This window comes from Haloferax sulfurifontis, from assembly GCF_014635105.1.
GTDB lineage: Archaea > Halobacteriota > Halobacteria > Halobacteriales > Haloferacaceae > Haloferax > Haloferax denitrificans.
The window spans coordinates 521,496-542,014 of the sequence record NZ_BMCI01000001.1 but is presented as its reverse complement, the minus strand read 5'-3'; the positions used below and the strand labels follow the sequence as shown (position 1 = coordinate 542,014).

The window sequence follows — 20,519 nt, the reverse complement described above, 5'->3', positions numbered from 1 at the left end:
TCAGTCGATGACGCCTCGTTCGAGCTTTGCGACCCGCGTCGCGAGCGCGAGGAACGTCGCCGCGACCGTCAGGAGGACCGCGCCCGCCGCGGCGTACTCGTGGGCGGGCGAGACGTGCTGGACGACGCCGTCGACGATTGGCTCGGCCGGGATGAGCGTGTGGTGCGGCGTGCCGGCGATGGGGACGAAGTAGTCCACGAGGTCGTTGAGGCCGTACCAGCCGACCGCGACGAGGACGGCGAGCGACGGGAACTCGGCGTACCGCTGGATGAGAAACGCCTCGACGACCATGGCGAGGTGGCTCCAAAAGAGGAAGTTGTACATCGCCCAGTGGAGGTACGAGAAGTCGGCTTTGAACGCGAGGAGGACGTACGGCGTCCACAGCCCGAGTTTGAGACAGCCGAAGAACGCGAGGGCGTTGACGTACTCGTTGGACCGTCCGAGTTTCCAGAGCGCGAGCGACAGCGCGATGAACAGCGTGGCGACCGGGCTGTCGGGGACGAGCGGCCACATCACGACCGGTTCGATGCTGAACTGGTAGCCGTAGTACCAGAAGCCGAAGGCGGTCCCGACGAGGTTGATGACGACCACGAGCCAGGCGATGTTGAGACCGAAGTTCTCCAGCCACTCCGGCAGGGGTGCGAGCCACCGCGGCAGGTCGGTCCCCGCCGGGAGGCCGTCGTCGTCGAGCAGTCGGCGCAGTCGGGTCGCCGCGTCCATACCCACGCCGAAGCGGGGGTGGACAAAAGTGATGCCGGTCTCGGTGACTGCGGCCGGTGTCGGCGGGCGGGGATTACGCTGGCGGCACTGTTGAAATCCTCAGCCGCTGATAGCTTGCTGAGGGCGTGCTGAATACAGCGCGCGAGTCGGTCAACGTTTTATTTTCACGTGTGTACAAAATATCATATGAAAAGCCCGGAATCAAACGACAGTAATGGTTCGTGGGTTGATTCACACCCCACTACGTTTTTTATATACTTAGTCGCATCCGGCGTTGTAGCAGGGCTAATCTACTCATTCGTATTGAATCAGCCTCTCTCTAGAGGACTTTTGTACGGCATCACTGCTGGGATTACGTTCGCTACTCTCAACTCTGTGTTTGGAGATTAACTCTTGAGGAGATACGAGACTCGTCCTCTGAGTGTTGCACGCGACATTTGTCAAAAAACCGAGCAGTTCAACAGAATCACCACAACTCGACCCGAGCGCGAAACACGACCTGTGCGGAATGCGAACGGTTGACGGATGGAAGCGACCGCTTAAGTAAACCCAGTCGCAAGCGACGGATATGCCAGAGGAGACCGACCTGGAGGAGCTTCGGCGCGGGACCGAACTCGTCAAGCGCGGGTTCGCCCAGATGCAGAAGGGCGGCGTCATCATGGACGTCGTAAACGCAGAGCAAGCGAAAATCGCGGAGGAGGCCGGCGCGGTCGCCGTCATGGCGCTCGAAGCCGTCCCGGCGGACATCCGCAAGCGCGGCGGGGTCTCCCGGATGGCCGACCCCGAGACGGTCAAAGAGATCATCGACGCCGTCTCCATCCCGGTGATGGGGAAGGCCCGCATCGGCCACTTCACCGAGGCGCAGATTCTCGAATCCATCGGCGTGGACATGATAGACGAGAGCGAGGTGCTCACCCCGGCGGACAACGACTACCACATCGACAAGCGCGAGTTCACCTCGCCGTTCGTCTGCGGCGCGCGCAACCTCCCCGAGGCGCTCCGCCGCATCAACGAGGGCGCGGCGATGATTCGCACCAAGGGCGAGGCGGGCACGGGCGACGTGAACCAGGCCGTCACCCACCAGCGCACCATCAAACACCAGATTCGGTCGCTGACCGGCCTCAACTTCGACGAGCGCGAGAAGTGGGCCCGCGAGTACGAAGCGCCCGCCGAACTCGTCCACGAGACGGCCGAGATGGGTCGCCTGCCGGTGGTCAACTTCGCGGCCGGCGGCATCGCCACGCCCGCGGACGCCGCGCTCATGATGTACCACGAGTGCGACGGCATCTTCGTGGGCTCCGGCATCTTCGGCGCGGAGGACCCCGAACAGATGGGTGAGGCCATCGTCGAGGCCGTCAACAACTGGGACGACCCCGACACGCTCGCCGACATCGCCGCCGGCATCGGCAAGGGCATGAAAGGCGAGGCGAACGTCGGCATGGCCGACGAGGACAAACTGCAGGGTCGCGGCGTCTAACGCGGCGACGCCCGGCAGACGACGGCTGACTCACCGTCTCGGTTTTCGATTCCGATTCCGATTCCGCTTTTCTCTGTCTCGGCGCGACGCCCGTCTCAGGCGAGGAGTCCCGACTTCCCCTCTTTTTTCCCCTTCGCGTCGTCGGACGACTCCTCGCCGAGGAGGACGGTGACCGGGCCGTCGAAGTTGAGCATGACCGACTGCGTCATGTCCCGAGAGATGAGCTTCCCGGCGGGCGACCGGCGGCGACCGGCGATAAAGAGGTGGTCACAGCCCTCCCAGCGGGCCGTCTCTAAGATGGTGTCCGCCTCGGGGCCGATGTCGGCGACGATACGGTAGTCGAGATCCAGCCCGTCGAACGCCTCGCGGGCGACGCGCTTGGCGCGGCGGGTGGCCGACTCGATAGCTTGGTCGATGCCGTACACCACGTCCGGGGAGCCGACGCTGGCGAGCGCCGAGCGGGTCCGCTCGAACTCCTCGTCCGGGAGGACGGTGAGGACGACGAGCTCCGCGCCGCTCCCGGCGGCGAGTTCGCCGGCCTCGCGGAGGATTCGGTGCGACCGTTCTTCGGGGGAGACGACGACGAGTGCTCGTTCCATGGTTCGAATATATCGTGATAGTGAGAAAAGTCTTCTCGGAATCGTGTTACCAGCGACCGCGATAACGCGTTACAGTGGCTCAGACGCGAGAAAAGACGAAGGTGGCGTGTGAGTGTGGTTCGCTCTGTACCACTCAGGACTCGAATACTTCGGCCCCGCGACCGACCCGCGTCTTGTAGGCGCGGGCGTCCACGTCCGCCTCGTCGAACGCTTCGAGCATCGCGCCGGCGACGCGGGTGCGGTCGGCGGCTTGGCAGACGCCGAGGACCGACGGGCCCGCTCCGGAGACGGTGACGCCGGTCGCGCCCGCGTCGAGGGCGGCCTTGCGGACCTCGTGGTAGCCGTTGATGAGTTCTGCTCGCGCGGGCGTGACGACGCGGTCGTCCATCCCCGCGCCGACGAGGTCGGCGTCGCGGCGGCACATCCCGACCGCGAGCGTCGCCGCCCGGCCGACCGTGTGGACCATGTCCTCGATGCTGGCGTCGCTCGGGACGACGCGGCGGGCGTCGCGGGTCGAGACGGCGATTTCGGGGAGGCAGGCGACGAGCGGGATGTCGGCGTCGACGGTCGTCACGCCCTCGTCGGTCGCGACGGTGAAGCCGCCGAGGAGCGCGGGCGCGACGTTGTCGGCGTGGGCCTCGCCGGAGACGACCGCCTCGCCCTCGGCGGCGACGGGGACGAGTTCCTCGCGGGAGAGGCCGCGGTCGTACAGTTCGTTCAGCGCGACGGCGGCGGCGGCGGAACTCGCCGCCGACGACCCGAGTCCGGACGACGGGCGGACGCCCTTGTCGATGCGGATGTGCGCGGGGGCGTCGAGCGCCTCCGCGACCGCGCCGACGACGTTCCGGTCGGGGTCGGTCGGGATGTACTGGCTTCCGACGCCGGTCACTTCGATTGTCGTCCGGTCCGCCCGTTCGACGTGCACGATGTCGGCGGGGCGGTCGAGAGCCACGCCGAAGACATCGAACCCACTTCCGAGGTTGGCGCTCGTGGCGGGTGCGCGGACCGTAACCATGCCCCGCTGTTGCCTTATCGCAGATAAAAATGTGGCGAACGTCGCAACCGACCCCCGTCTCGGTCGCTCGGCGACCGCGACGATGCGCCCCGCGGTCGCCGGCTCCGACGGCGGCGGAACCGGCCAATCAGAAAGGACTTTCCACCCGACGCCGAACCTCGGGGCATGATAGGCATCGTCGGCGGCGGCATCGCGGGCCTCGCCGCGGCGTACCGACTCCAGAACCGGGGTCACGACGTTCGAGTCTTCGAGGCGGCCGACTCTCTCGGCGGTCTCGCGGCGACCTACGAGACGAACGGCGACGACATCGAGAAGTTCTACCACCACCTCTCGAAGTCCGAAGAGACCATCGTCGAACTCGCCGGGGAACTCGGCCTCGGAGACGACTTGGAGTGGCGCATCGGCAAGAACGCCTACTACGTAGACGGCGTCGTCCACCCGCTGGACACCGCGTGGCAAATCGCCGCGTACCCCCACATGAGCCTCTACGACAAGTTCCGCCTCGGGATGCTCACCCTCGGCGTCGACGTGCGCGGGGGCGTCCCCGACTTCGACGCCTACGAGGAGCTCGCCGAGTACGAACACACGCCCATCGAGGAGTTCGTCGTCGAGCACACCACCCGCGGCGTCTACGACAACTTCGTCGACCCGCTCCTCGACGGGAAGTTCGGCGAGCGCAAACACGACGTGTCGGCGTCGTGGTTCCTCGGACGGGTGCGCTTCCGCGGCGAGCGCGACCTGCTCCGCGGCGAGAAACTCGGCTACTTCGACGGCGGCTTCGCCCCCTTCATCGACGCGCTCGTCTCCGCGGTCGGCCGCGAGCACATCGAGACCGGCGCGCGCGTGACCGAACTCGACACCGCCGGCGAGGCGGTCTCGTCGCTGACCGTCGAGACCGACGACGGGACCGAGACCCACGAGGTCGAGTCGGTCGTCGTGGCGACGATGCCGAACGTGCTCGAAGACCTCACGGGCTTCCCCTGCGACATCGACTTCCAGGGCGCGGTCTGCGGGCTGGCGACCATGTCGGAGTCGCTGATGGACACCTACTGGCTCAACATCGCCCACGACGCGCCGTTCGGGTCGCTCATCGAGCACACGAACTTCGTGCCGAAAGAGCGCTACGGCGGCGACCACCTGCTGTACGTCGCGAGCTACGTGCAGGGGCCGCACGAAGAGCTCTGGCAGATGAGCGACGAGGAAGTCGAAGACACGTGGTTCGACGAAATCGAGGACATGTTCCCCGACTTCGACCGCTCGGCGGTCGAGGAGTTCGAAATCGCCCGCAACCCGCGGGCTGGCCCGGTGTACGAACGCGGCTACCTCGACCTCGTGGTGCCGTACGACCTCGGCGACGACGTGGCCGAGGGGGTCTACTACGCGGGGATGGCGTCGGAAGCGCAGTATCCCGAGCGGTCGCTCAACGGCGGCATCGTCGCCGGCTACGAGGTCGCAGACCGAATCGACCGGAGCCTGTAGCGACCCGGCTCCGAGTTTCGAGGCTCTTCTCACCCGCTCGCGGCGCTCGCGCCGTGCCGCGTGCTCTCGTGCCGGCAGATGGCACACTTACCGGCAAACCGTTTCTCGTCCGCAACTGCTTTTTAAGTAGCTGACTGACTAGTCAGTTAGTGAGTGCAGACGAAACGCCGGACCAGTCGGTCCCCGACGAGGTCCACGAAGAACTGATGGCCGCGACCTACCGGGCGCTGTGCGCCCACGGCTACGCGGACCTGACGATGCAACGAATCGCGGACGAGGCCGGAAAGAGCAAGTCCCTCCTCCACTACCACTACGGGACGAAACAGGAACTGCTCGTCGCCTTTCTCGGCTACCTGTTCGACCGCTTCGAAGCGCGGGTCGCCGCGACCGAGGGCGACGCCCCCGAGACGCGCCTCCGGGTGCTCCTCGACAAGATGATCCCCGGCGCGGACGACGACCGCGACTACGACCGCTTCGGTCTGGCGCTCAACGAACTGCGGACGCAGGCCCCCTACGTCGAGGCCTACCGCGAGCAGATCGCCCGCAACGAGGCGGTCATCCGCCGCCGGCTCGCCGACATCATCCGCGAGGGCGTCGAGAAGGGGGACTTCCGCGAGGTCGACGCCGACCGGACCGCGTCGCTCCTCTTCGCCGCGCTCGACGGCGCGCGCCTCCAGCGCGTCGCGGTGACCGACCCCTCGGGCACCGAGACGGCGAGTCAGTCCGCCTTCGACGCGCCGACCGAGGTCCGCGCCGCGCTCGACGAGTTCGTCGTCGAGAAGCTCGTGCGCGAGGGGGGCGACGAATGAGCGCGAAGGCCCGGGACGTCAACCTCGTCGACGGCGACCTCGTCAAGCCGATGTTGGTGCTGTCGCTCCCGCTCGTCTTCTCGCAGATCATGCAGGTGGCGTACAACCTCGCCGACACCTTCTGGGTCGGCCGCGTCGGCTCCGAGGCCGTCTCGGCGCTGTCGTTTTCGTGGCCGCTCGTCTTCCTCATGATCTCGTTCGGCGGCGGCTTCACCGTCGCGGGGACCGTCCTCGTCGCCCAGAACAAGGGCGCGGGCAACCACGACGAGGTCGACCACGCCGCCGGCCAGACCCTCGGGTTCGTCATCCTGCTCTCGGCCGGGTTCGCGGTCATCGGCTACCTCCTGACGCCGATACTGCTCCCGCTCATCGGGACGACGCCCGGCACGGAAGTCCACCAGTTGGCGGTCGAGTACACCCGCACCATCTTCCTCGGCGTCGCGTTCATGTTCGGCTTCTTCATCTTCCAGGCGCTCCTCCGCGGGTGGGGCGACACGAGGACGCCGATGTACCTGATGGCGCTCGGCGTCGTCATCAACGTCTTCCTCGACCCGTTTCTCATCCTCGGGTTCAACTCGAACCCGATATTCGGCCTCGTCGGCCTCGAAGGCCTCGGGCAGTCGCTTTTCGCCGCGACCGGCTTCACCGGCTTCGGCGTGCAGGGCGCGGCCATCGCCACGGTGTTCTCCCGCGGCGTCGGCGCGCTCGTCGGCTTCTGGCTCCTGCTTTCGGGTCGGGTCGGCATCAGCCTCTCGCCGCGCGACCTGATTCCGGAGCGCGAGACGGTCGAGCGCATCGTCCGCATCGGCGCGCCGTCGAGCATCGAGCAGTCGACCCGCGCGCTCGGCGTGACCGCCCTCACGGCGCTCGTCGCCTACGCCGCCGTCAACGCCGGCGGGGCCAGCACCGAAACCGCGGTCGCCGCGTTCGGTATCGGCAACCGCCTCAACTCGCTCGTCTTCCTGCCGGCCATCGGCCTCGCGCAGGGGACCTCGACGGTCGTCGGCCAGAACCTCGGCGCGGACCAGCCGGACCGCGCCGAACGCGCCGTGTTCTTGGGTATCGGCATCATCGTCTCCGCGCTGGTGTTCGTCTCCGCCGCCGCGTACCTGTTCGCCGAACCCATCGTCTCGGTGTTCATCCCCGGCGAGGCGGAGGTCATCGCCATCGGCGTCGACTACCTCCGCATCATCGGCCCGACGTTCCTGTTCCTCGGGGCGTTCAACGTCGTCAACGGCGGGTTCCGCGGGAGCGGCTCGACCCGGACGGCGATGGTGTTCTCGCTCATCTCGCTGTGGGTGCTTCGCATCCCCGCGGCGTTCGTCCTCGTGGAGTTCTTCTCCATGGGGCCGACCGGCATCTGGTACGGCATCGCCTTCTCGAACGTCGGGGTGGCGCTTCTCGCGTTCGCGTGGTTCACCCGCGGCACGTGGAAAAACAGCGTCGTCGACGTCGTCCCCGCCGTGCCGACCGACGATTAAGCAAGAAACGACTTCGCGCGGCCTCTTTTAGGCGGTCTTCTCGTCGGTGCGGTCGACGTCCTGCATCCCCGGCGCGGCCGACACGTCTACGTCCTCGGGCTCGTCGGTCCCGCCGACGCCGACCTCGCCGGAGTCGTCTTCGACGTACACGTCGTCGGCGAAGCCGCCCTCCGCGTGGGGGTGGTCCGGGTCGTCGAGCTTGTCGAGCGTCGCGGGCGCGTCCGGGATGTCGATGGTGCGGAACTCGCCGAGCGGCTCCGCGATGTCGATGCCGTGGCGCTCGAAGAACTCCTCGTAGCGCTCGTAGTGGGCCTCGATTTCGTCGACCGGAATCTCCATCATCTCGGTCCAGCCGTGGTTGTAGAAGTCGAAGTTGGCCTGGACGTGGGTTATCTCGCGGGCCTCGGCCTCGGGGTAGCCCGCGTCGAGCGCCGCGAGGTAGGTGTCGAACGTGCACTCGAAGAACGCCGCCATGTGGTCCTCGCGCTCGTCTCTGCGGTCCGGGTCCGCGCGCTCGCCGAAGATGCGAACGTGGAGGTCCACCATCTTCTCGGTGGCGATGTCGCCGATGACCGGCATGGTGAGCGCCTTCTTCGTCGCGAAGTGGCGGATGTTCTGGCGAATCTTCATTTCGTCGTCCGCTTCGGGTCGGATACACGTAAAGACCACGTCTCCGGGGGCGTCGGTGTCGCGCGTCCCGCGGGCGACGCCTGTCCGGCGCGACGCGGGCGCGAGTCGGGCCTCCCGAACGAGATTTGACGACGTGATTTAATGCGGTTCGCCCGCATGTGGGTGCTATGAGCGACTCCGCATCCGTCCGCGAGGACTCGGTCCTCGAATGCGACGACTGCATCTCTCCGGCCGAAGCGTTCGGCATCGTCGCCGACGAGACCCGACTCACCATCCTCGAAGCGCTCTGGGAGTCACCCGACCGCCCCGTCCCCTTCTCCGAACTCCGCCGACGGGTCGGCGTCGACGACAGCGCCCGCTTCAACTACCATCTCGGAAAGCTCCGCGGCCAGTTCGTCCGCAAGACCGACGAGGGCTACGACTTCCGGCACGCCGGCGAGAAGGTCGTCCGCGCCGTGCTCGCGGGGACGTTCAACGAGGACCCCGTCCTCCCCGCCTTTCCGGCTCCCGGCTCCTGCGTCGCCTGCGGTGGCTCGCTCGAAGCCGACTACGGCGACGAGAAACTCACCATCTCCTGTGCCGACTGCGCGCGCACCCACGCCCACGAGGAGTTCCCGCCCGGCGGTCTCGAAGGCCGCTCGTCGGAGGCGCTCCTGTCGGCGTTCGACCAGCGCGTGCGACACCTCCACTGCCTCGCCGCCGACGGCGTCTGCCCCGAGTGCGGCGGGACGACGAGCACCTCGCTGTCCCGCGACGCCGACCCGTTCGACGTCGACGTGGTCGTGACCCACCGCTGTGCCCAGTGCGCTTACGAGGCCGTCTCGCCCGTGGGACTGGTGCTTCTCGACGAGTCGACGGTCCTCGGCTTTCTCTCCTCGCGGGGCGAAGACGTGTGCGGGACGCCGTTCTGGCGGTTCCCGTGGGTCGTCGGCGACGACGCGCTCACCGTCGTCTCGGAGGAGCCGTGGCGCATCCGCGTCCGCATCGAACAGGACGACGAGGCGCTCGTCGTCGAACTCGACGGCGACCTGTCGGTCGTCGACTCCGCGGTCGAACCCGTCGAGAAGATTGCATAAGCGCGCTACAGTAAGCCCGCTTACAGAAATGTAATTCAGATTACTATTTTGGTGTCGGCGGTCGTCCCTCCAAACGAGGAGAACGACCATGTTCGACGATATTCACTTCGGCCGCGACGACGTACGAGAGACGGTCCCGAGTCGGTTCAGAACGCTCTCAGAGACGGCGCTCGTCGCGCTCGCGGCCGTTATCGGCGTCCTCGCGGCGACCGCCGTCGCGACGCTCGTCGCCCCGCTCGCCCCCGGCCTCGGTCTCGTAGCGCTGTTCCTCGGGTGGCCGCTCGGCTTCGCGGCCGGCATCGCCGTCGTCCGCGAGGCTGTCGGTATCGTCGCTACCAGCGGTGTTCCCGGCCGCGTCCGTGACCTCGCCCGCGATGCGCCCGCTCGCGGCGACGGCGACGCGGCGTCGGCACCGTCGGAGTGCCCTGTCGCCGCCGACGGCGGCTTCGACGAGCGGGTCGGTGAGACGCAGTAACACCCACGATTCGGCTCCTGTCTCCCCATCTCGCCCCGATTTCCGACTGCGAAACAATCATGAGGGAGATAGCAATCCACATTAACCCCGAATACAAACGTCGGGTCATGAGCCAATCGTACGTGATCGTCGGCGACGGTATCGCCGGGGCCTCAGCGGCTGAGACACTCCGCGAAGAGGAACCCGACGCCGACATCACCATCATCACGGACGAGGGCGAACCGCTGTACAACCGCATTCTCATCAAGGAATTCGCCAAGGGCAAACTGCCCGAGGCACCCATCTCCATCCACGACGAGTCGTGGTACGACGACCGCGACGTGGACCTCGAACTCGACACGCTCGTCACGAACATCGACCCCGAGGGCCACACCGTCACCGCCCACGACGGCACCGAGTACGACTACGACAAACTCCTCCTCGCCATCGGCGGCACGCCGACCCAACTCCCCGTCGAGAACTCCGACGCCGAGGGCATCCACCACTTCTGGACGTTCCAGGACGCCCGCGACATCAAAGAGCACATCGAGGGCGCGGACAGCTCCGTCGTCATCGGCGCGGGTCTGCTCGGCATCGACCTCGCGGCCATCACGGCCGCACAGGAGGTCGAGGGCAAGTACCTCATGCGCGGCAAGGCGTGGTGGCGCTACGCGCTCTCCGAGGAGGGCGCGGAAATCATCCACGAGGCGCTCCGCGAGCGCAACGTCGAACCCGTCTTCGACTCCGGCGTCGACCACTTCGAGGTCGACGAGAACGACCGCGTCACGACCGCCGTCGACCCCAACGGCGACCGCTACGACGCCGACTTCGTCGGCATCGCCATCGGCCTCAACTTCAACACGGAGATTCTCGGTGGCACCGACATCGAGTACGACAACGGCATCTACACGGACGAGTTCATGCGGACGAACCACGACGACATCTTCGCGGCCGGTGACATCACCGAGTTCCACGACCTCATCCTCGGCGACCGCGCCCAGAACGGCGCGTGGGGCTCCGCCAAAGAGCAGGGCACCATCGCGGCCAAGAACATGGTCGACTACGGCTCCGAGGAGTTCCGCTGGGTCTCGTCGTACTCCATCACCCACTTCGACTTCCCGTTCCTCTCGTTCGGCCACCCGACGCTCGGCGACGACCACGTCGAGGCCAAGTACTCCGACACCGAGTGGCGGCGCCTCGCCATCAAGGACGGCAAAATCGTCGGCGGCGTCCTCATCGGCGACCTCTCGCCGCAGACGAAGTACAAGAAACTCATGCGCGAACAGGTCGACGTGAGCGGCCAGAAGGAGGTCCTCGTCAAGCAGGACTTCCAGCTCGACGACCTCGAAGGCGCGGCGGCCGAACAGTAACTCGGGACCCGCTCCCGCTGTTTTCACCCGGCCAGCCGCGTCTGCGCGTGTTCCGCCCGGTCCGGCTCGGGCCCGACCGCGTCCGCGGTTCGCTCGCTTCCGTTTTGGCTCTCTTTCGTCCGGCGCGCTCACCGTCGCCAGCCCTCCCGTTCCCTCGTCGTCCCACGCCCCAACGGCCAAACATTTATCTCTCTCCATGAAGTGTGTTACCACATGTCATCAAAAGACGGACAGCAACCGTCTTCTCCGGACGCCACCGCGCCGCCGACCGTCGCCCCCGTCTCCGACGTCCCGCCCGGCGTGCGCGTCCACCACTTCGACGAGTTGAGCGAGCGGACCCAACGCGCGCTCGCGGCCGCAAGTCCCGCCGGGTCGCTCGATATCGACCCGGCCACCTCGCGGCTCTCGCGGGGCGACGTCGTGGTGTTCACCGACTACGTTCGCGTCAAGTAATTTCTCTGTGCACGCCCCGTCGCCCGCGTTCGCAACTCGTCTCGGTCGCCGCCGAGCCGTCGGTCTCCCGCTCGCGGACGGCCGGGACCGAAGTCGTTTTCCACGCGTCGCCGCCTATCGCCGGGTATGGCAACAGGTGGCGGCCAAGGAACGATGACGCTCGCGTTCGAACTCTCCGCGCTCAAGCGGCTCGGCGACCCGAACGCGGCGTTTTCGGACGCGCGGACGTGGACGAAGTACATCGGCGTGGTGAGCGAGAAGCCGACCTACGTCGTGACGAATTTCACCCGGAAAGAGCGCATCCGGCAGGACTTCTTCTCCGGACCGCGCGGGGTCAAAGAGAGCCTCGAAAACGTGATGCGCCAGTTCGACACCGACCGGCACGTCTTCGTCGGCACGTCCGACGAGGACCGCGCGGTGGCCGAAGAAACCGGCTGGGAGTACCTCCCCGTCGAGGACGCCGCCGAGGCCGCCGAGTGGGTGCTCGCCGGCGACGACGACGCCCCCGCCGACCCCTTCGAGGACGAGGGCCGCGACGACTGGCCCTAGTCGGAACACAGCGGCGCGTTCGCCCGCGATTCCGTTCCCCTATCGAAAGCACTAATCAGCAACGGCACTTCTTATTCTCCGATGAGTCACCAGTTGCCTGACGTACAGGCCTCCCAGCCGGACGTGACCGTCGGGCTGAGCCAGGTCGGCGTCACGGGCGTCGAGAAGCTCGTCAAGATAGCTCGCGACGGGAAGCGACCCCTCGTCTTGATGGCGGAGTTCGAAGTGTTCGTCGACCTCCCCGGCGGCCGCAAGGGCATCGACATGAGCCGAAATATGCAGGTCATCGACGAGGTCCTCGAAGCCGCCGTCTCCGAGCCGGCCTACCGCGTCGAGGACATGTGCGGCGACGCCGCCGAGCGCCTCCTCGCCAAACACGAGTACACGACGACCGCCGAGGTCAGCATGACCGCCGAGCTCGTCGTCCGCGAGGACACCCCCGCCAGCGGCCTGTCCACCCAGAGCACCGCCCAAATCATCGCCAGCGCCACCGCGACCGACGAGGGAACCCGCGAGGAAATCGGCGCGGAAGTGGTCGGCATGACCGTCTGTCCCTGCTCGCAGGGTATGTCCGCCTCCCGCGCCCGCGACGTGTTACAGGACCTCTCCGTGGACGACGACACCATCGAGGAGTTCCTCGACAAGGTCCCCCAGCCGGGGCACTCCCAGCGCGGCCACGCCACGCTCACCGTCGAGACGGAGGGCTCGCCCGAGGTCGACCTCATGGACCTCATCGACATCGCCCGCGACTCGATGTCGGCGCGCATCTACAACCTCGCCAAGCGCCCCGACGAGGACCACATGACCTACCACGCCCACGCGAACGCGAAGTTCGTCGAGGACTGCGTCCGCTCGATGGCCGAGATGTCCGTCGACGCGCTCGACCACCTCGGCGACGACGCGGTGGTCCACATGAAACAGTCGAACGACGAGTCGATTCACCAGCACAACGCGCACGCCGAGCGCGAGGTGACGCTGGGACAGCTCCGCGACGAGCTCGACGCCTGAACGCTCTCGACGCCCGAGACGCTCGCGTTTCGAATCCCGTCCCGTACTCGTTTTTCAGTTCCCGTTTCCGCCGCCGCGAGCCGCTACAGCGAGAGCGGTGCCGCCTCCTCCCAGCGCGGGTCGAACGTCGCTCGGAGGTCGGCGGCGAACTCGGGGTCTTTCAGGTCTATCATGGCGAACGCCCGCCCGGGGTCGAGGGGGTTCGGCACCTCGATACAGACCTCCACGTCGTCGATGAGGTTGAACACGCCCGTGACGTTCTCCGCGGTACGCGCGTGGAAGTTCGGCGTGCTCGACAGCCGGTTCACGTAGCTCTGGTTGACGCTCTCGGGCAGGCTGTCGACGAGGCCGGGCGACATGAGCATCGACACTTCGACCCCGCGGTCGAGCGCGGCTTCGAGTTCGTCGACGACGAGGTCGCCGACGGCGTCGAGGTCGAACTGCGGCGAGGGCGTCCCGGCGACCATCACGAGCGAGTCGTCGGCCGCCGCGAGGCGCTCGACGAGCAGGTCGATGGTCTCGTCCGCGCCGACCGCGGCCGTCCAGAACTGGTCGTGGACCGGCTCCGCGGCGTCGAGTTCGTCGGTCAGCTCGTCGACGACGTTCTCGTACTGTTCGGCCTTCTCGGCCAGCTCTTGGCGCTTCGATTCGAGCAGGCGGTCCAGCGCCGTGTCGGGCTCGACGGCGACGTACTTCTTCGGCCGGCTGGCCGCCTGACTCCGGATGAGGTGGTACTGTTCGAGGCTGTTCAGCACGTCGTAGACGCGGCCCATGGGAACGTCGCTGGCGCGGGATAACTCCTTGGCCGTCGTCGCCCCCGTCCGCAGGAGCGCGCGGTAGGCCCGGGCCTCGTACTCGGACAGCCCGAGGTCTCGCAGACTGGTCATGCACCGTCCGTCACGTTTCTCCTTGATAAACAAACCGGATGTTTACACCCGAGTTCGGTTGCCGCCGGTCGCGGTCAGGGGGTGGAGTCAGGCGTCGGGCGTGACTGAAGACACCGCCTGCATCAACTCCTCGGGAGTGGTTGCCTCCACCGCCGTCTCGCCGGCGCTGACGCGCGCGGTCCCGGCGGCGAGGTCGGCGGCGTCGGTCTCGGGGACGACGAGCGCCTCGTGGTCCGCGACGCGGAGCGCCGCCCTGTGGAGGTCGGAGCCGACCCCGTCGTTGAGTTCGACGAGAAGCGGGTCGCGGAGCAGTCGCGCCGCCGCGGTCCCGTAGGCGGCGACCTGCACGCCGATGCGGTCCCACGCGCCCGCGAACGCGGCGATGGTCTCCCGTGCCACCTCGCGGTAGCGCTCGTCGTCCGTGAGCGCCGCGAGGTCGAGAAGCGCGTTCGCCATCTCCACGTTCCCGTCCAGCGGGCGGAGCGGCGACGACAGGAGCGCCTCGCCGCTCGCGGGGCCGTCGAGGAACGAGCCCTCGTCGAACAGTTCGTCGATGGCGGCGTCGGCGACCGCGGCGGCGAGTTCGAGGACCGGTTCGCCCGCCACCGACTCGTCGCCGAGCACCTGCCGGGCGCGACAGGCCGCGGCGACCACGCGCGCTTGGTCTTCGAGCAGGAGGTCCTCACCCGCGTCGCCGCCGGACCGGAAGTGGGTCACGACGCCGTCGTCGACGAGGTCCTCGGCGACTCGCGCGAGCGCGCGAGAGCCGAACTCGCGGGCCCGCTCGTCGTCGGTGAGCCCCGCCAGCACCAACAGTGCGTCCGCGGCGAGGGCGTTGCCGCCGGCGTACACCGTGAGGTCGGTCCGCGGGCCGGGGGCGTTGTCGCGGCCCTCCTCTCCGAGGAGGTAGTAGTCGGTCCCCGCGGCGGGACCCATGCTCCCGGCGAAGCCGGTTCCGGTCCACAGCGAGTCCACGAGGAAGTCGGCGGTCCCCGCCGCCGGGTCGAGGTAGGCGTCCTCGCCGGTGTAGCGGTAGCCGTTTGCGAACGCCCGCAGGAGCGCGGCGTTCGATTCGAGCGTCTTCTCGCGGTTCGGCTTCGACCACGCGGCGTCGTCGGCGTAGCGGAAGAAGCCGCCCTCGACGGGGTCGTACAGGCCGTCGCGAATCGCGTCGAGCGACCGGAGCGCCCGGCTTCGGTCGCGCTTCAGCGCGAACTCGACGGTCCGCGGGAGCGGGAACTTCGCGGCGTCGCCCCACCCGCCGTGGGCCTCGTCGAAGGCGACTTCCAACTGGCCGGCGAGGTGCGATTCGATTTGCGGCGAAACCTCGCCCGCGGGCGGGAGGTCGCCCCTGAGCGCCCGCGGGAGCCGCCCGGCCTCTGCGCCCTTCTTCTCCCAGACCTCGCGCACGCGGTCGATGACCTTCCGCATGCCGTCGGGGCCGATGAACGTCGCGCCCGTGATGGGGTGGCCGTCGGGCGCGAGGAAGACGGTCGAGGGGAAGCCGCCCATGTTGTACCGCTCGCGGATGCGCGGCTGGCGGTCCACGTTCACCCGAATCGGGACGAAGCCGTCGTTGAGATTGGCCGCGATGCGCGGCTCGGCGTACGTCTCGGCGTCCATCTCGTGACAGTCCTCGCACCACGTCGCCGACAGCGAAAGCAGAATCGGCTTGTCCGCCGCTCGCGCCTCGGCGAACGCGTCGGGGCCCCACTCTCGCCATTCGACGCGCGTCTCGTCGGTCATGTCCACCCATCCGCGGTGGACGCGGGTAAGCGCTTCGAGCCCTCGTGGCACGACCGGTCGCCGTCGGCGGGTCGCGCGAGCTCCTCGACGACCGTCGCGGCCGGATTCGGGAGACCGACGCGCCGCGGGCGGGACAAAAGGGCTATGGGCCGCGACCCGGTAGTGTCGCCCATGCGAACGCGCACGCTGATGGCGCTCTTGCTCCTCATCCCCCTCTCCGACGCGTTGCTACTCGTGGTCGTCGCGCAGTACATCAACCTCGTGCCGACCGTCGCGCTCGTCGTCCTGACCGGGCTCGTCGGGATGCTCATCGTCCGCGCCGAGGGGCGACACACCCTCAGAAGCCTCCAGTCGAAGTTCGCCGGGGGCGACCTCCCAACGAACGAGGTCATGGACGGCGGCCTGCTCATCGCCGCGGGCGCGTTCCTCCTCACGCCGGGGCTCGTCACCGACACCATCGGCTTCCTGCTCGCCATCCCCGTGACTCGGTACCCCATCCGCGAGGTGCTCAAGCGCTTCGTCGTCAAGCCGTATCTCGACAAGCGCGCCGACGGCTTCGTCACCGGCAACGTCTGGACGACCGGCTTCCCACAGGGCGACTTCGGTCCCGGCGGCCCCGGCGGCTCGCCCGGCCCGAGCGGCGGGAGCGGTTCCGGCGGGAGCGGCAGTAGCGGGAGTAGCGGTGGCGACGGCGTCTACGACGCCGACCCCGACTCCTACCGCTTCGACGGTGACCGCAACGACTCCACGTAACGCGTCTTCTCCGCTCTCGCGTCGGCTGTTCCGGTGTTTCATCCGCGTAGCCACGCGATTGGCCCGCGTTTCGAGCCCCGCAATCGACCGACAGCGACGACATTCACTAACACGCACCAACGCGCCTCCGAAAAGAAAGTCTTAAAATCAACAGCGCACAACGAGTGAATGCGCTTACCTGGGCCAATAGCTCAGTCAGGTTGAGCGCTCGGCTGATAACCGGGAGGCCCGCGGTTCAAATCCGCGTTGGCCCACTCGCGTCGATAACGATTCGTTGCCGACGCGTGTCAGGGGCTCAAACTCCCCGGCCACCCAACTTCTGCGGATACCACTGACCGAGAGAACGTTCGGTCTGTCGTTCGTGCCGTCGGGACGAATCAGCGACGAAGCCTCGACTCCGCCGACCGAGCGGCGACTGTCTCGGCACAGAGAATCACTAATGTCTGACCCAAATACCTGCTTATTCAGCTCAATTCCGGCCCTATTTGCACAGAATCGTCTGCATTTACCGGCACATGACTGGTCGAACGAGCGAATACAGAGAAAGCTATATCACGCGATAGATTGTGGTACCAAATAACATGGAATACGAACTCACCTGTCTGTACGGGTGCGGCCACACCTCCACGGCCGACTCCCGCGAGAGCGTCGGCGTTCTCGTGATGGAACACATGGACGACGAACACGACACGCCCGTCGACCCGCTCGAAGCGGGCGAACTCGCGTTGAAGCGCTTCGACGGCGCGTCGCTCCGGCAGGCGCGGCAGTAGCGAACATTCCGATTTCTGTCACGTCTTCCAATCCGAGTTTCTCTCGGAGACAACCGTCTCACGAGCCAGAGCGGCGGCGCTGTCCTCCGATTTCTCGATTCGAGGTCCCGCGGCCTCGGATAAATTTACTCAGTTCTGTATCCCAGTAGTATTAAATCCGTACACGCCATACGTGTTGGTGATGCCAACCATCGACGTCTCCGAACACCTGTACCGCCAGATTGAGTCCGCCGCCGACGGCGAGGACCTCGACGCGGCGATGTGGAAGATGGTCGGCCGGTACCAGCGCGGTAACACGCCCGGCGACTAACAGGATTCGGACCGCCCCCGACCCCCCGACTGCGCGTGCAGTCGTCATCAACCTCGCTCGCCGCGACTGCCCTTTCCGCGGCGAGTCCGTTTTCCGTTTTCTGAGCGACTGCTCCCGAGAGTGGCTTCGATATCCGACTCCCGTCGGCCTCGTCCTTCTTTAGCGACGCGTTCGTACTCCCTTACGTGTTCGACGCCGAACCCCCCGGAACCCTCGGGAAGTTCGCGGAGACGATGCGCGTGTTCGCCGAGCGGCGGCCGTCAGTCCGCGACCTGTTGCGCAGTCGAACCGGCTCGCTCGACCGCGTCCACGCGGTCCTCCCGTCGACCGTCGCCGTCGGTGAATCTCTCGGCCTCACGGTGCAGGTGTGGGACGAGTACGAGCGGCTTCACGGCGCGTACGACGGCGACCTGCGGGTGTCTGCGACCGACGATAACGCGACGTATCCCGACCGCGTCTCCCTCGCCGGCGACGACGAGGGGTACGTCAGACTCGCCGACGCCGTCTCCTTCGAGACGCCCGGCGTCCACTACCTGACCTTCTCGCGGCCCGGCTTCGATGAGCGGTACGTCTCGAACCCCGTTTCCGTCTCCGCCGACCCCCCCGACGAGCGCGTCTACTGGGGCGACATCCACCTGCACTCGCGGCTCTCGGACGGGACGGGGAGCCTGCGGAAGGGCTATCGGTTCGGCCGTGACGCGATGGACCTCGACGTAGTCGCCTACACCGACCACGACACGATGGGGTTTTTCATCCCGCCGTCGCTCCAGCGCGCCCTCATGCACGGGTGGTACTTCGACCGCTCGCGCCGCGTCGCCGAGCGGTTCAACGACCCCGGCGAGTTCGTGACGCTCGTCGGCTACGAGTGGACGAAACAGCCCAACTGCGGCGGCCACGTCAACGTCTACTTCGAGGACGCCGACGACGCCGTCCTTCTGGACTCCCGCGGCGGGACGACCGACACCTACGAGAAGCTCTGGAGCCGACTCCGCGAGTTCGAGTCGACCCGCGACTCGCGGGTCGTGACGATTCCGCACCACCCGACCGAGCGCATGTATCCGTTCGATTTCTCGGCCGTCGAGTACGACGACGAACTCGCGCCGCTCGTCGAGGTGTACTCGCAGTGGGGGTCCGGCGAACTCCCGGGCGACGAGGGGAACCCGTTCCCGCTGGCGATGGGCCGCGGCGAGGCCGACGAGCCGGGTCACTTCGTCCGCGACGCGCTCTCGATGGGCCACCGAGTCGGTCTCGTCGCGGGCGCGGACTACCACGGCCCGCACCCCGGCCACTCGCTCATCCACGCCGACCCGCACCTTCCCTCGCTCCGCGAGTGGGTCGACGACGGCGTCGGCTGGTCGAGCATCTGGCGCGTCTGGAACGAGCGGAGCTACCCGGGCGGTCTCTCGGCGTTCCGCGCGCCCGAACTCACCCGCGAGGCGGTGTTCGAGAGCCTCCGAAGTCGCCGCGTCTACGGGACGACCCAGCCGCACCGCATCCTCGCGTCCCTCTCAGTCGGCGGCGTCGAACCCGGCGAGAACGACAGTTCACTCCGCCTCGATGCCCGCGACGAGCCCCGCAAGGTCGAAGTTGAGGTCGCGGGGACCGCCCCGCTCGAACGCGTCGAGGTCGTCAAAAACGGCGAGACGTGGCGGTCGCACGCGATTACCTCGGACCCCGACGCGCCGCTTTCGGCGTACACGGCGACCGTCTCGTGGACCGACGACGACCCGGTCGAGGGAACGGTCTGGGACGACGACCGGCGCTCGGCGGCCGACGCGTACTATCTCCGGGTCACGCAGGTCCCGCGTGACTGCGAGTTCCCCGGGACCGCGTGGGCGGGGCCGGTCTGGGTCGAACCGCCGGACTGAGCCGACGTCGCGGCGGTCGCGCTCGCGACCGGTCGGCCTCTCAGCCGAGGACGCTCGTCACGCCGAGGCTTTCTGCGACCAGCCACGCGACGAACAGCGCGTAGGTCCCGAGAAGGACGTACGACTCGCCGCGCGTCAGTGCCATCTCGGTCCGGAGGACGGCGAAGAAGACGACCGACGCGCCCGTGAGGAAACTCATCATCGGCACGACCTCCTCGAAGTTGATGACCGCGCCACCGGCGACGAGGATGCCGACCGGGAGGGCGACGAGGAGCGCGAAGACGTTGCTCCCGAAGACGTTGGCGAGGCTCATCGGCGCGTTGCCCTGCCGTGCGGCCGCGACGCTGACGAACGTGTCCGGCAGGCTCGTACCGGCGGCGACGACCGTCAGCCCCCAGAGGAACGGCGACGTGCCGAAGGCGTCGCCGAGGCCGACCGCCGCGCGGACGAGCAGTTCGGCCCCGACGAGGATGACCGCGAGCGACCCGACGAGCGCGAGCCACTCGCGGGCCGGGCTCACGTCGTTGACGACGGCGGTGAGTCCCGCGCGGTGCTCCAGCGTGTCGTGGTACTGCATGAACAGATACAGCCCGTACAGCCCGAGCGGGATGAGCGCCAGCGAGCGCGTGACGAACCCGTCGAGGCCCGCGGTGTCGGCGACGGGGCTGTAGATGACCGCGAGCGAGAAGGTGAGCACGAGGACGGCGATGGAAAGCAGGTAGAACTGCGCTTCCTTGTAGACGAGGTCGCGGTTCGACGCGAGCCGCTGGCCCTCACCGACGAGCGCCGACACCGCCGGGATGATGAGGATGTTGTAGACGGCGGAGCCGACGACCGCGCCGACGCCGATGTCGAACGACTGGTACCGGAGCGTGGCGATGACGATGCTCGATAGCTCGGGGAAACTCGACCCGACGGCGGCGATGATGGCCCCCTGCACGATGGCGGGAAGCCCGTAGTACGCGCCCAAACGGTCCGAGGCCTGCACGAGCATGTCGCCGCCCTTCCACGCGAGAATCGCGCCGGCGACTGTGAATCCGACGAGAATCGGAACTGATGCCACGC

The 20,519-nt window shown here is 67.4% G+C and carries 21 protein-coding genes and 1 tRNA gene; 15 read left to right on the top strand and 7 right to left on the bottom strand.

The annotated features are described in order from the left end of the window. Positions 1-720 carry a DUF1405 domain-containing protein gene (locus IEV64_RS02910; RefSeq protein WP_007275695.1) on the bottom strand — a complete coding sequence of 240 codons (720 nt, stop codon included), beginning with the start codon at positions 718-720 and terminating at the stop codon, positions 1-3. Positions 721-1,288: 568 nt separating this feature from the next. Between IEV64_RS02910 and pdxS the strand changes: the two genes are divergently transcribed. Next, the gene (gene pdxS, locus IEV64_RS02905; protein ID WP_188423093.1) at positions 1,289-2,197 is read left to right on the top strand and encodes a pyridoxal 5'-phosphate synthase lyase subunit PdxS; all 909 of its coding nucleotides are present in this window, start codon (positions 1,289-1,291) and stop codon (positions 2,195-2,197) included. A 95-nt stretch (positions 2,198-2,292) separates the two neighbouring features. Here pdxS and IEV64_RS02900 read toward each other — a convergent pair whose 3' ends face one another. Both IEV64_RS02900 and IEV64_RS02895 read right to left on the bottom strand, forming a co-directional pair. After that, a complete protein-coding gene (locus tag IEV64_RS02900) occupies positions 2,293-2,796 on the bottom strand; it encodes a universal stress protein (protein ID WP_007275697.1) in 504 nt (167 codons plus the stop codon). Positions 2,797-2,929: 133 nt separating this feature from the next. Continuing rightward, the gene (locus tag IEV64_RS02895) at positions 2,930-3,811 is read right to left on the bottom strand and encodes a homoserine kinase (protein ID WP_188423092.1); all 882 of its coding nucleotides are present in this window, start codon (positions 3,809-3,811) and stop codon (positions 2,930-2,932) included. 165 nt (positions 3,812-3,976) lie between these two features. On the opposite strand from IEV64_RS02895, the gene IEV64_RS02890 reads away from it, so the two are divergent. From IEV64_RS02890 to IEV64_RS02880, 3 genes are all read left to right on the top strand, one after another. Then, positions 3,977-5,290 carry an NAD(P)/FAD-dependent oxidoreductase gene (locus IEV64_RS02890; protein WP_188423091.1) on the top strand — a complete coding sequence of 438 codons (1,314 nt, stop codon included), beginning with the start codon at positions 3,977-3,979 and terminating at the stop codon, positions 5,288-5,290. 149 nt (positions 5,291-5,439) lie between these two features. After that, positions 5,440-6,099 (top strand): TetR/AcrR family transcriptional regulator, encoded by a 660-nt coding sequence (locus IEV64_RS02885; RefSeq protein ID WP_188423090.1) that lies wholly within the window; start codon positions 5,440-5,442, stop codon positions 6,097-6,099. Continuing rightward, positions 6,096-7,580: an MATE family efflux transporter gene (locus IEV64_RS02880; RefSeq protein WP_188423089.1), complete on the top strand. Its 1,485-nt coding sequence runs from the start codon at positions 6,096-6,098 to the stop codon at positions 7,578-7,580. The genes IEV64_RS02885 and IEV64_RS02880 overlap by 4 nt, the downstream gene beginning before the upstream one ends. Positions 7,581-7,607: 27 nt before the next feature. On the opposite strand, the gene IEV64_RS02875 is transcribed toward IEV64_RS02880, so the two are convergent. Beyond that, positions 7,608-8,249, bottom strand: a complete 642-nt coding sequence (locus IEV64_RS02875; protein ID WP_007274495.1) for a DUF6149 family protein — start codon at positions 8,247-8,249, stop codon at positions 7,608-7,610. A 128-nt stretch (positions 8,250-8,377) separates the two neighbouring features. Here IEV64_RS02875 and IEV64_RS02870 point away from each other — a divergent pair, with 128 nt between their 5' ends. The 6 genes from IEV64_RS02870 (at position 8,378) to mptA (ending at position 13,120) form a co-directional block, all read left to right on the top strand. After that, complete coding sequence (locus IEV64_RS02870; RefSeq protein WP_007274496.1) at positions 8,378-9,286, top strand: winged helix-turn-helix domain-containing protein; 909 nt, start codon at positions 8,378-8,380, stop codon at positions 9,284-9,286. A gap of 88 nt (positions 9,287-9,374) precedes the next feature. Further along, a complete protein-coding gene (locus tag IEV64_RS02865) occupies positions 9,375-9,761 on the top strand; it encodes a hypothetical protein (RefSeq protein ID WP_188423088.1) in 387 nt (128 codons plus the stop codon). A 107-nt stretch (positions 9,762-9,868) separates the two neighbouring features. Further along, complete coding sequence (locus IEV64_RS02860; RefSeq protein ID WP_007274498.1) at positions 9,869-11,110, top strand: NAD(P)/FAD-dependent oxidoreductase; 1,242 nt, start codon at positions 9,869-9,871, stop codon at positions 11,108-11,110. 213 nt (positions 11,111-11,323) lie between these two features. Then, positions 11,324-11,563: a DUF7979 domain-containing protein gene (locus tag IEV64_RS02855; protein ID WP_188423268.1), complete on the top strand. Its 240-nt coding sequence runs from the start codon at positions 11,324-11,326 to the stop codon at positions 11,561-11,563. Positions 11,564-11,716: 153 nt separating this feature from the next. Next, positions 11,717-12,112: a DUF7124 domain-containing protein gene (locus tag IEV64_RS02850; RefSeq protein ID WP_004969669.1), complete on the top strand. Its 396-nt coding sequence runs from the start codon at positions 11,717-11,719 to the stop codon at positions 12,110-12,112. Between the two features lie 81 nt (positions 12,113-12,193). Beyond that, positions 12,194-13,120 carry a GTP cyclohydrolase MptA gene (gene mptA / locus IEV64_RS02845; RefSeq protein WP_007274501.1) on the top strand — a complete coding sequence of 309 codons (927 nt, stop codon included), beginning with the start codon at positions 12,194-12,196 and terminating at the stop codon, positions 13,118-13,120. Between the two features lie 83 nt (positions 13,121-13,203). Here the strand turns inward: mptA and IEV64_RS02840 are convergent, their stop codons facing one another. Together IEV64_RS02840 and IEV64_RS02835 are read right to left on the bottom strand one after the other, a co-directional pair. After that, a complete protein-coding gene (locus IEV64_RS02840) occupies positions 13,204-14,007 on the bottom strand; it encodes a TrmB family transcriptional regulator (protein WP_007274502.1) in 804 nt (267 codons plus the stop codon). Between the two features lie 87 nt (positions 14,008-14,094). After that, positions 14,095-15,753 (bottom strand): DUF255 domain-containing protein, encoded by a 1,659-nt coding sequence (locus tag IEV64_RS02835; RefSeq protein WP_188423087.1) that lies wholly within the window; start codon positions 15,751-15,753, stop codon positions 14,095-14,097. A 171-nt stretch (positions 15,754-15,924) separates the two neighbouring features. Here IEV64_RS02835 and IEV64_RS02830 point away from each other — a divergent pair, with 171 nt between their 5' ends. The 5 genes from IEV64_RS02830 to IEV64_RS02815 all read left to right on the top strand — a co-directional run bounded on the left by IEV64_RS02830 (position 15,925) and on the right by IEV64_RS02815 (position 19,454). Further along, entirely contained in the window at positions 15,925-16,506 is a 582-nt protein-coding gene (locus IEV64_RS02830; protein ID WP_007274504.1) for an FxsA family protein, read from the top strand. A gap of 180 nt (positions 16,507-16,686) precedes the next feature. Further along, positions 16,687-16,760: transfer RNA gene (locus tag IEV64_RS02825), tRNA-Ile, on the top strand. A gap of 327 nt (positions 16,761-17,087) precedes the next feature. Continuing rightward, the gene (locus IEV64_RS02820) at positions 17,088-17,276 is read left to right on the top strand and encodes a hypothetical protein (RefSeq protein WP_042661863.1); all 189 of its coding nucleotides are present in this window, start codon (positions 17,088-17,090) and stop codon (positions 17,274-17,276) included. Positions 17,277-17,457: 181 nt separating this feature from the next. Then, positions 17,458-17,586, top strand: coding sequence for a hypothetical protein (locus IEV64_RS19930; RefSeq protein ID WP_004042243.1), 129 nt, complete (start codon positions 17,458-17,460; stop codon positions 17,584-17,586). A 185-nt stretch (positions 17,587-17,771) separates the two neighbouring features. Further along, positions 17,772-19,454, top strand: coding sequence for a DUF3604 domain-containing protein (locus IEV64_RS02815; protein WP_188423086.1), 1,683 nt, complete (start codon positions 17,772-17,774; stop codon positions 19,452-19,454). 40 nt (positions 19,455-19,494) lie between these two features. Here the strand turns inward: IEV64_RS02815 and IEV64_RS02810 are convergent, their stop codons facing one another. Next, positions 19,495-20,517, bottom strand: a complete 1,023-nt coding sequence (locus IEV64_RS02810) for a sodium:calcium antiporter (protein ID WP_188423085.1) — start codon at positions 20,515-20,517, stop codon at positions 19,495-19,497. Positions 20,518-20,519: the final 2 nt, after the last annotated feature.

Bases quoted from the DNA above. Each gene is read 5' to 3' on its own strand.
- IEV64_RS02840 (WP_007274502.1), bottom strand. From the start codon at position 14,007: ATGACCAGTCTGCGAGACCTCGGGCTGTCCGAGTACGAGGCCCGGGCC.
- IEV64_RS02820 (WP_042661863.1), top strand. From the start codon at position 17,088: ATGGAATACGAACTCACCTGTCTGTACGGGTGCGGCCACACCTCCACG.
- IEV64_RS02835 (WP_188423087.1), bottom strand. From the start codon at position 15,753: ATGACCGACGAGACGCGCGTCGAATGGCGAGAGTGGGGCCCCGACGCG.
- IEV64_RS02895 (WP_188423092.1), bottom strand. From the start codon at position 3,811: ATGGTTACGGTCCGCGCACCCGCCACGAGCGCCAACCTCGGAAGTGGG.
- IEV64_RS02850 (WP_004969669.1), top strand. From the start codon at position 11,717: ATGACGCTCGCGTTCGAACTCTCCGCGCTCAAGCGGCTCGGCGACCCG.
- IEV64_RS02880 (WP_188423089.1), top strand. From the start codon at position 6,096: ATGAGCGCGAAGGCCCGGGACGTCAACCTCGTCGACGGCGACCTCGTC.
- IEV64_RS02830 (WP_007274504.1), top strand. From the start codon at position 15,925: ATGCGAACGCGCACGCTGATGGCGCTCTTGCTCCTCATCCCCCTCTCC.
- IEV64_RS02890 (WP_188423091.1), top strand. From the start codon at position 3,977: ATGATAGGCATCGTCGGCGGCGGCATCGCGGGCCTCGCCGCGGCGTAC.
- mptA (WP_007274501.1), top strand. From the start codon at position 12,194: ATGAGTCACCAGTTGCCTGACGTACAGGCCTCCCAGCCGGACGTGACC.
- IEV64_RS02910 (WP_007275695.1), bottom strand. From the start codon at position 720: ATGGACGCGGCGACCCGACTGCGCCGACTGCTCGACGACGACGGCCTC.
- IEV64_RS19930 (WP_004042243.1), top strand. From the start codon at position 17,458: ATGCCAACCATCGACGTCTCCGAACACCTGTACCGCCAGATTGAGTCC.
- IEV64_RS02870 (WP_007274496.1), top strand. From the start codon at position 8,378: ATGAGCGACTCCGCATCCGTCCGCGAGGACTCGGTCCTCGAATGCGAC.
- IEV64_RS02865 (WP_188423088.1), top strand. From the start codon at position 9,375: ATGTTCGACGATATTCACTTCGGCCGCGACGACGTACGAGAGACGGTC.
- IEV64_RS02855 (WP_188423268.1), top strand. From the start codon at position 11,324: ATGTCATCAAAAGACGGACAGCAACCGTCTTCTCCGGACGCCACCGCG.
- pdxS (WP_188423093.1), top strand. From the start codon at position 1,289: ATGCCAGAGGAGACCGACCTGGAGGAGCTTCGGCGCGGGACCGAACTC.
- IEV64_RS02860 (WP_007274498.1), top strand. From the start codon at position 9,869: ATGAGCCAATCGTACGTGATCGTCGGCGACGGTATCGCCGGGGCCTCA.
- IEV64_RS02900 (WP_007275697.1), bottom strand. From the start codon at position 2,796: ATGGAACGAGCACTCGTCGTCGTCTCCCCCGAAGAACGGTCGCACCGA.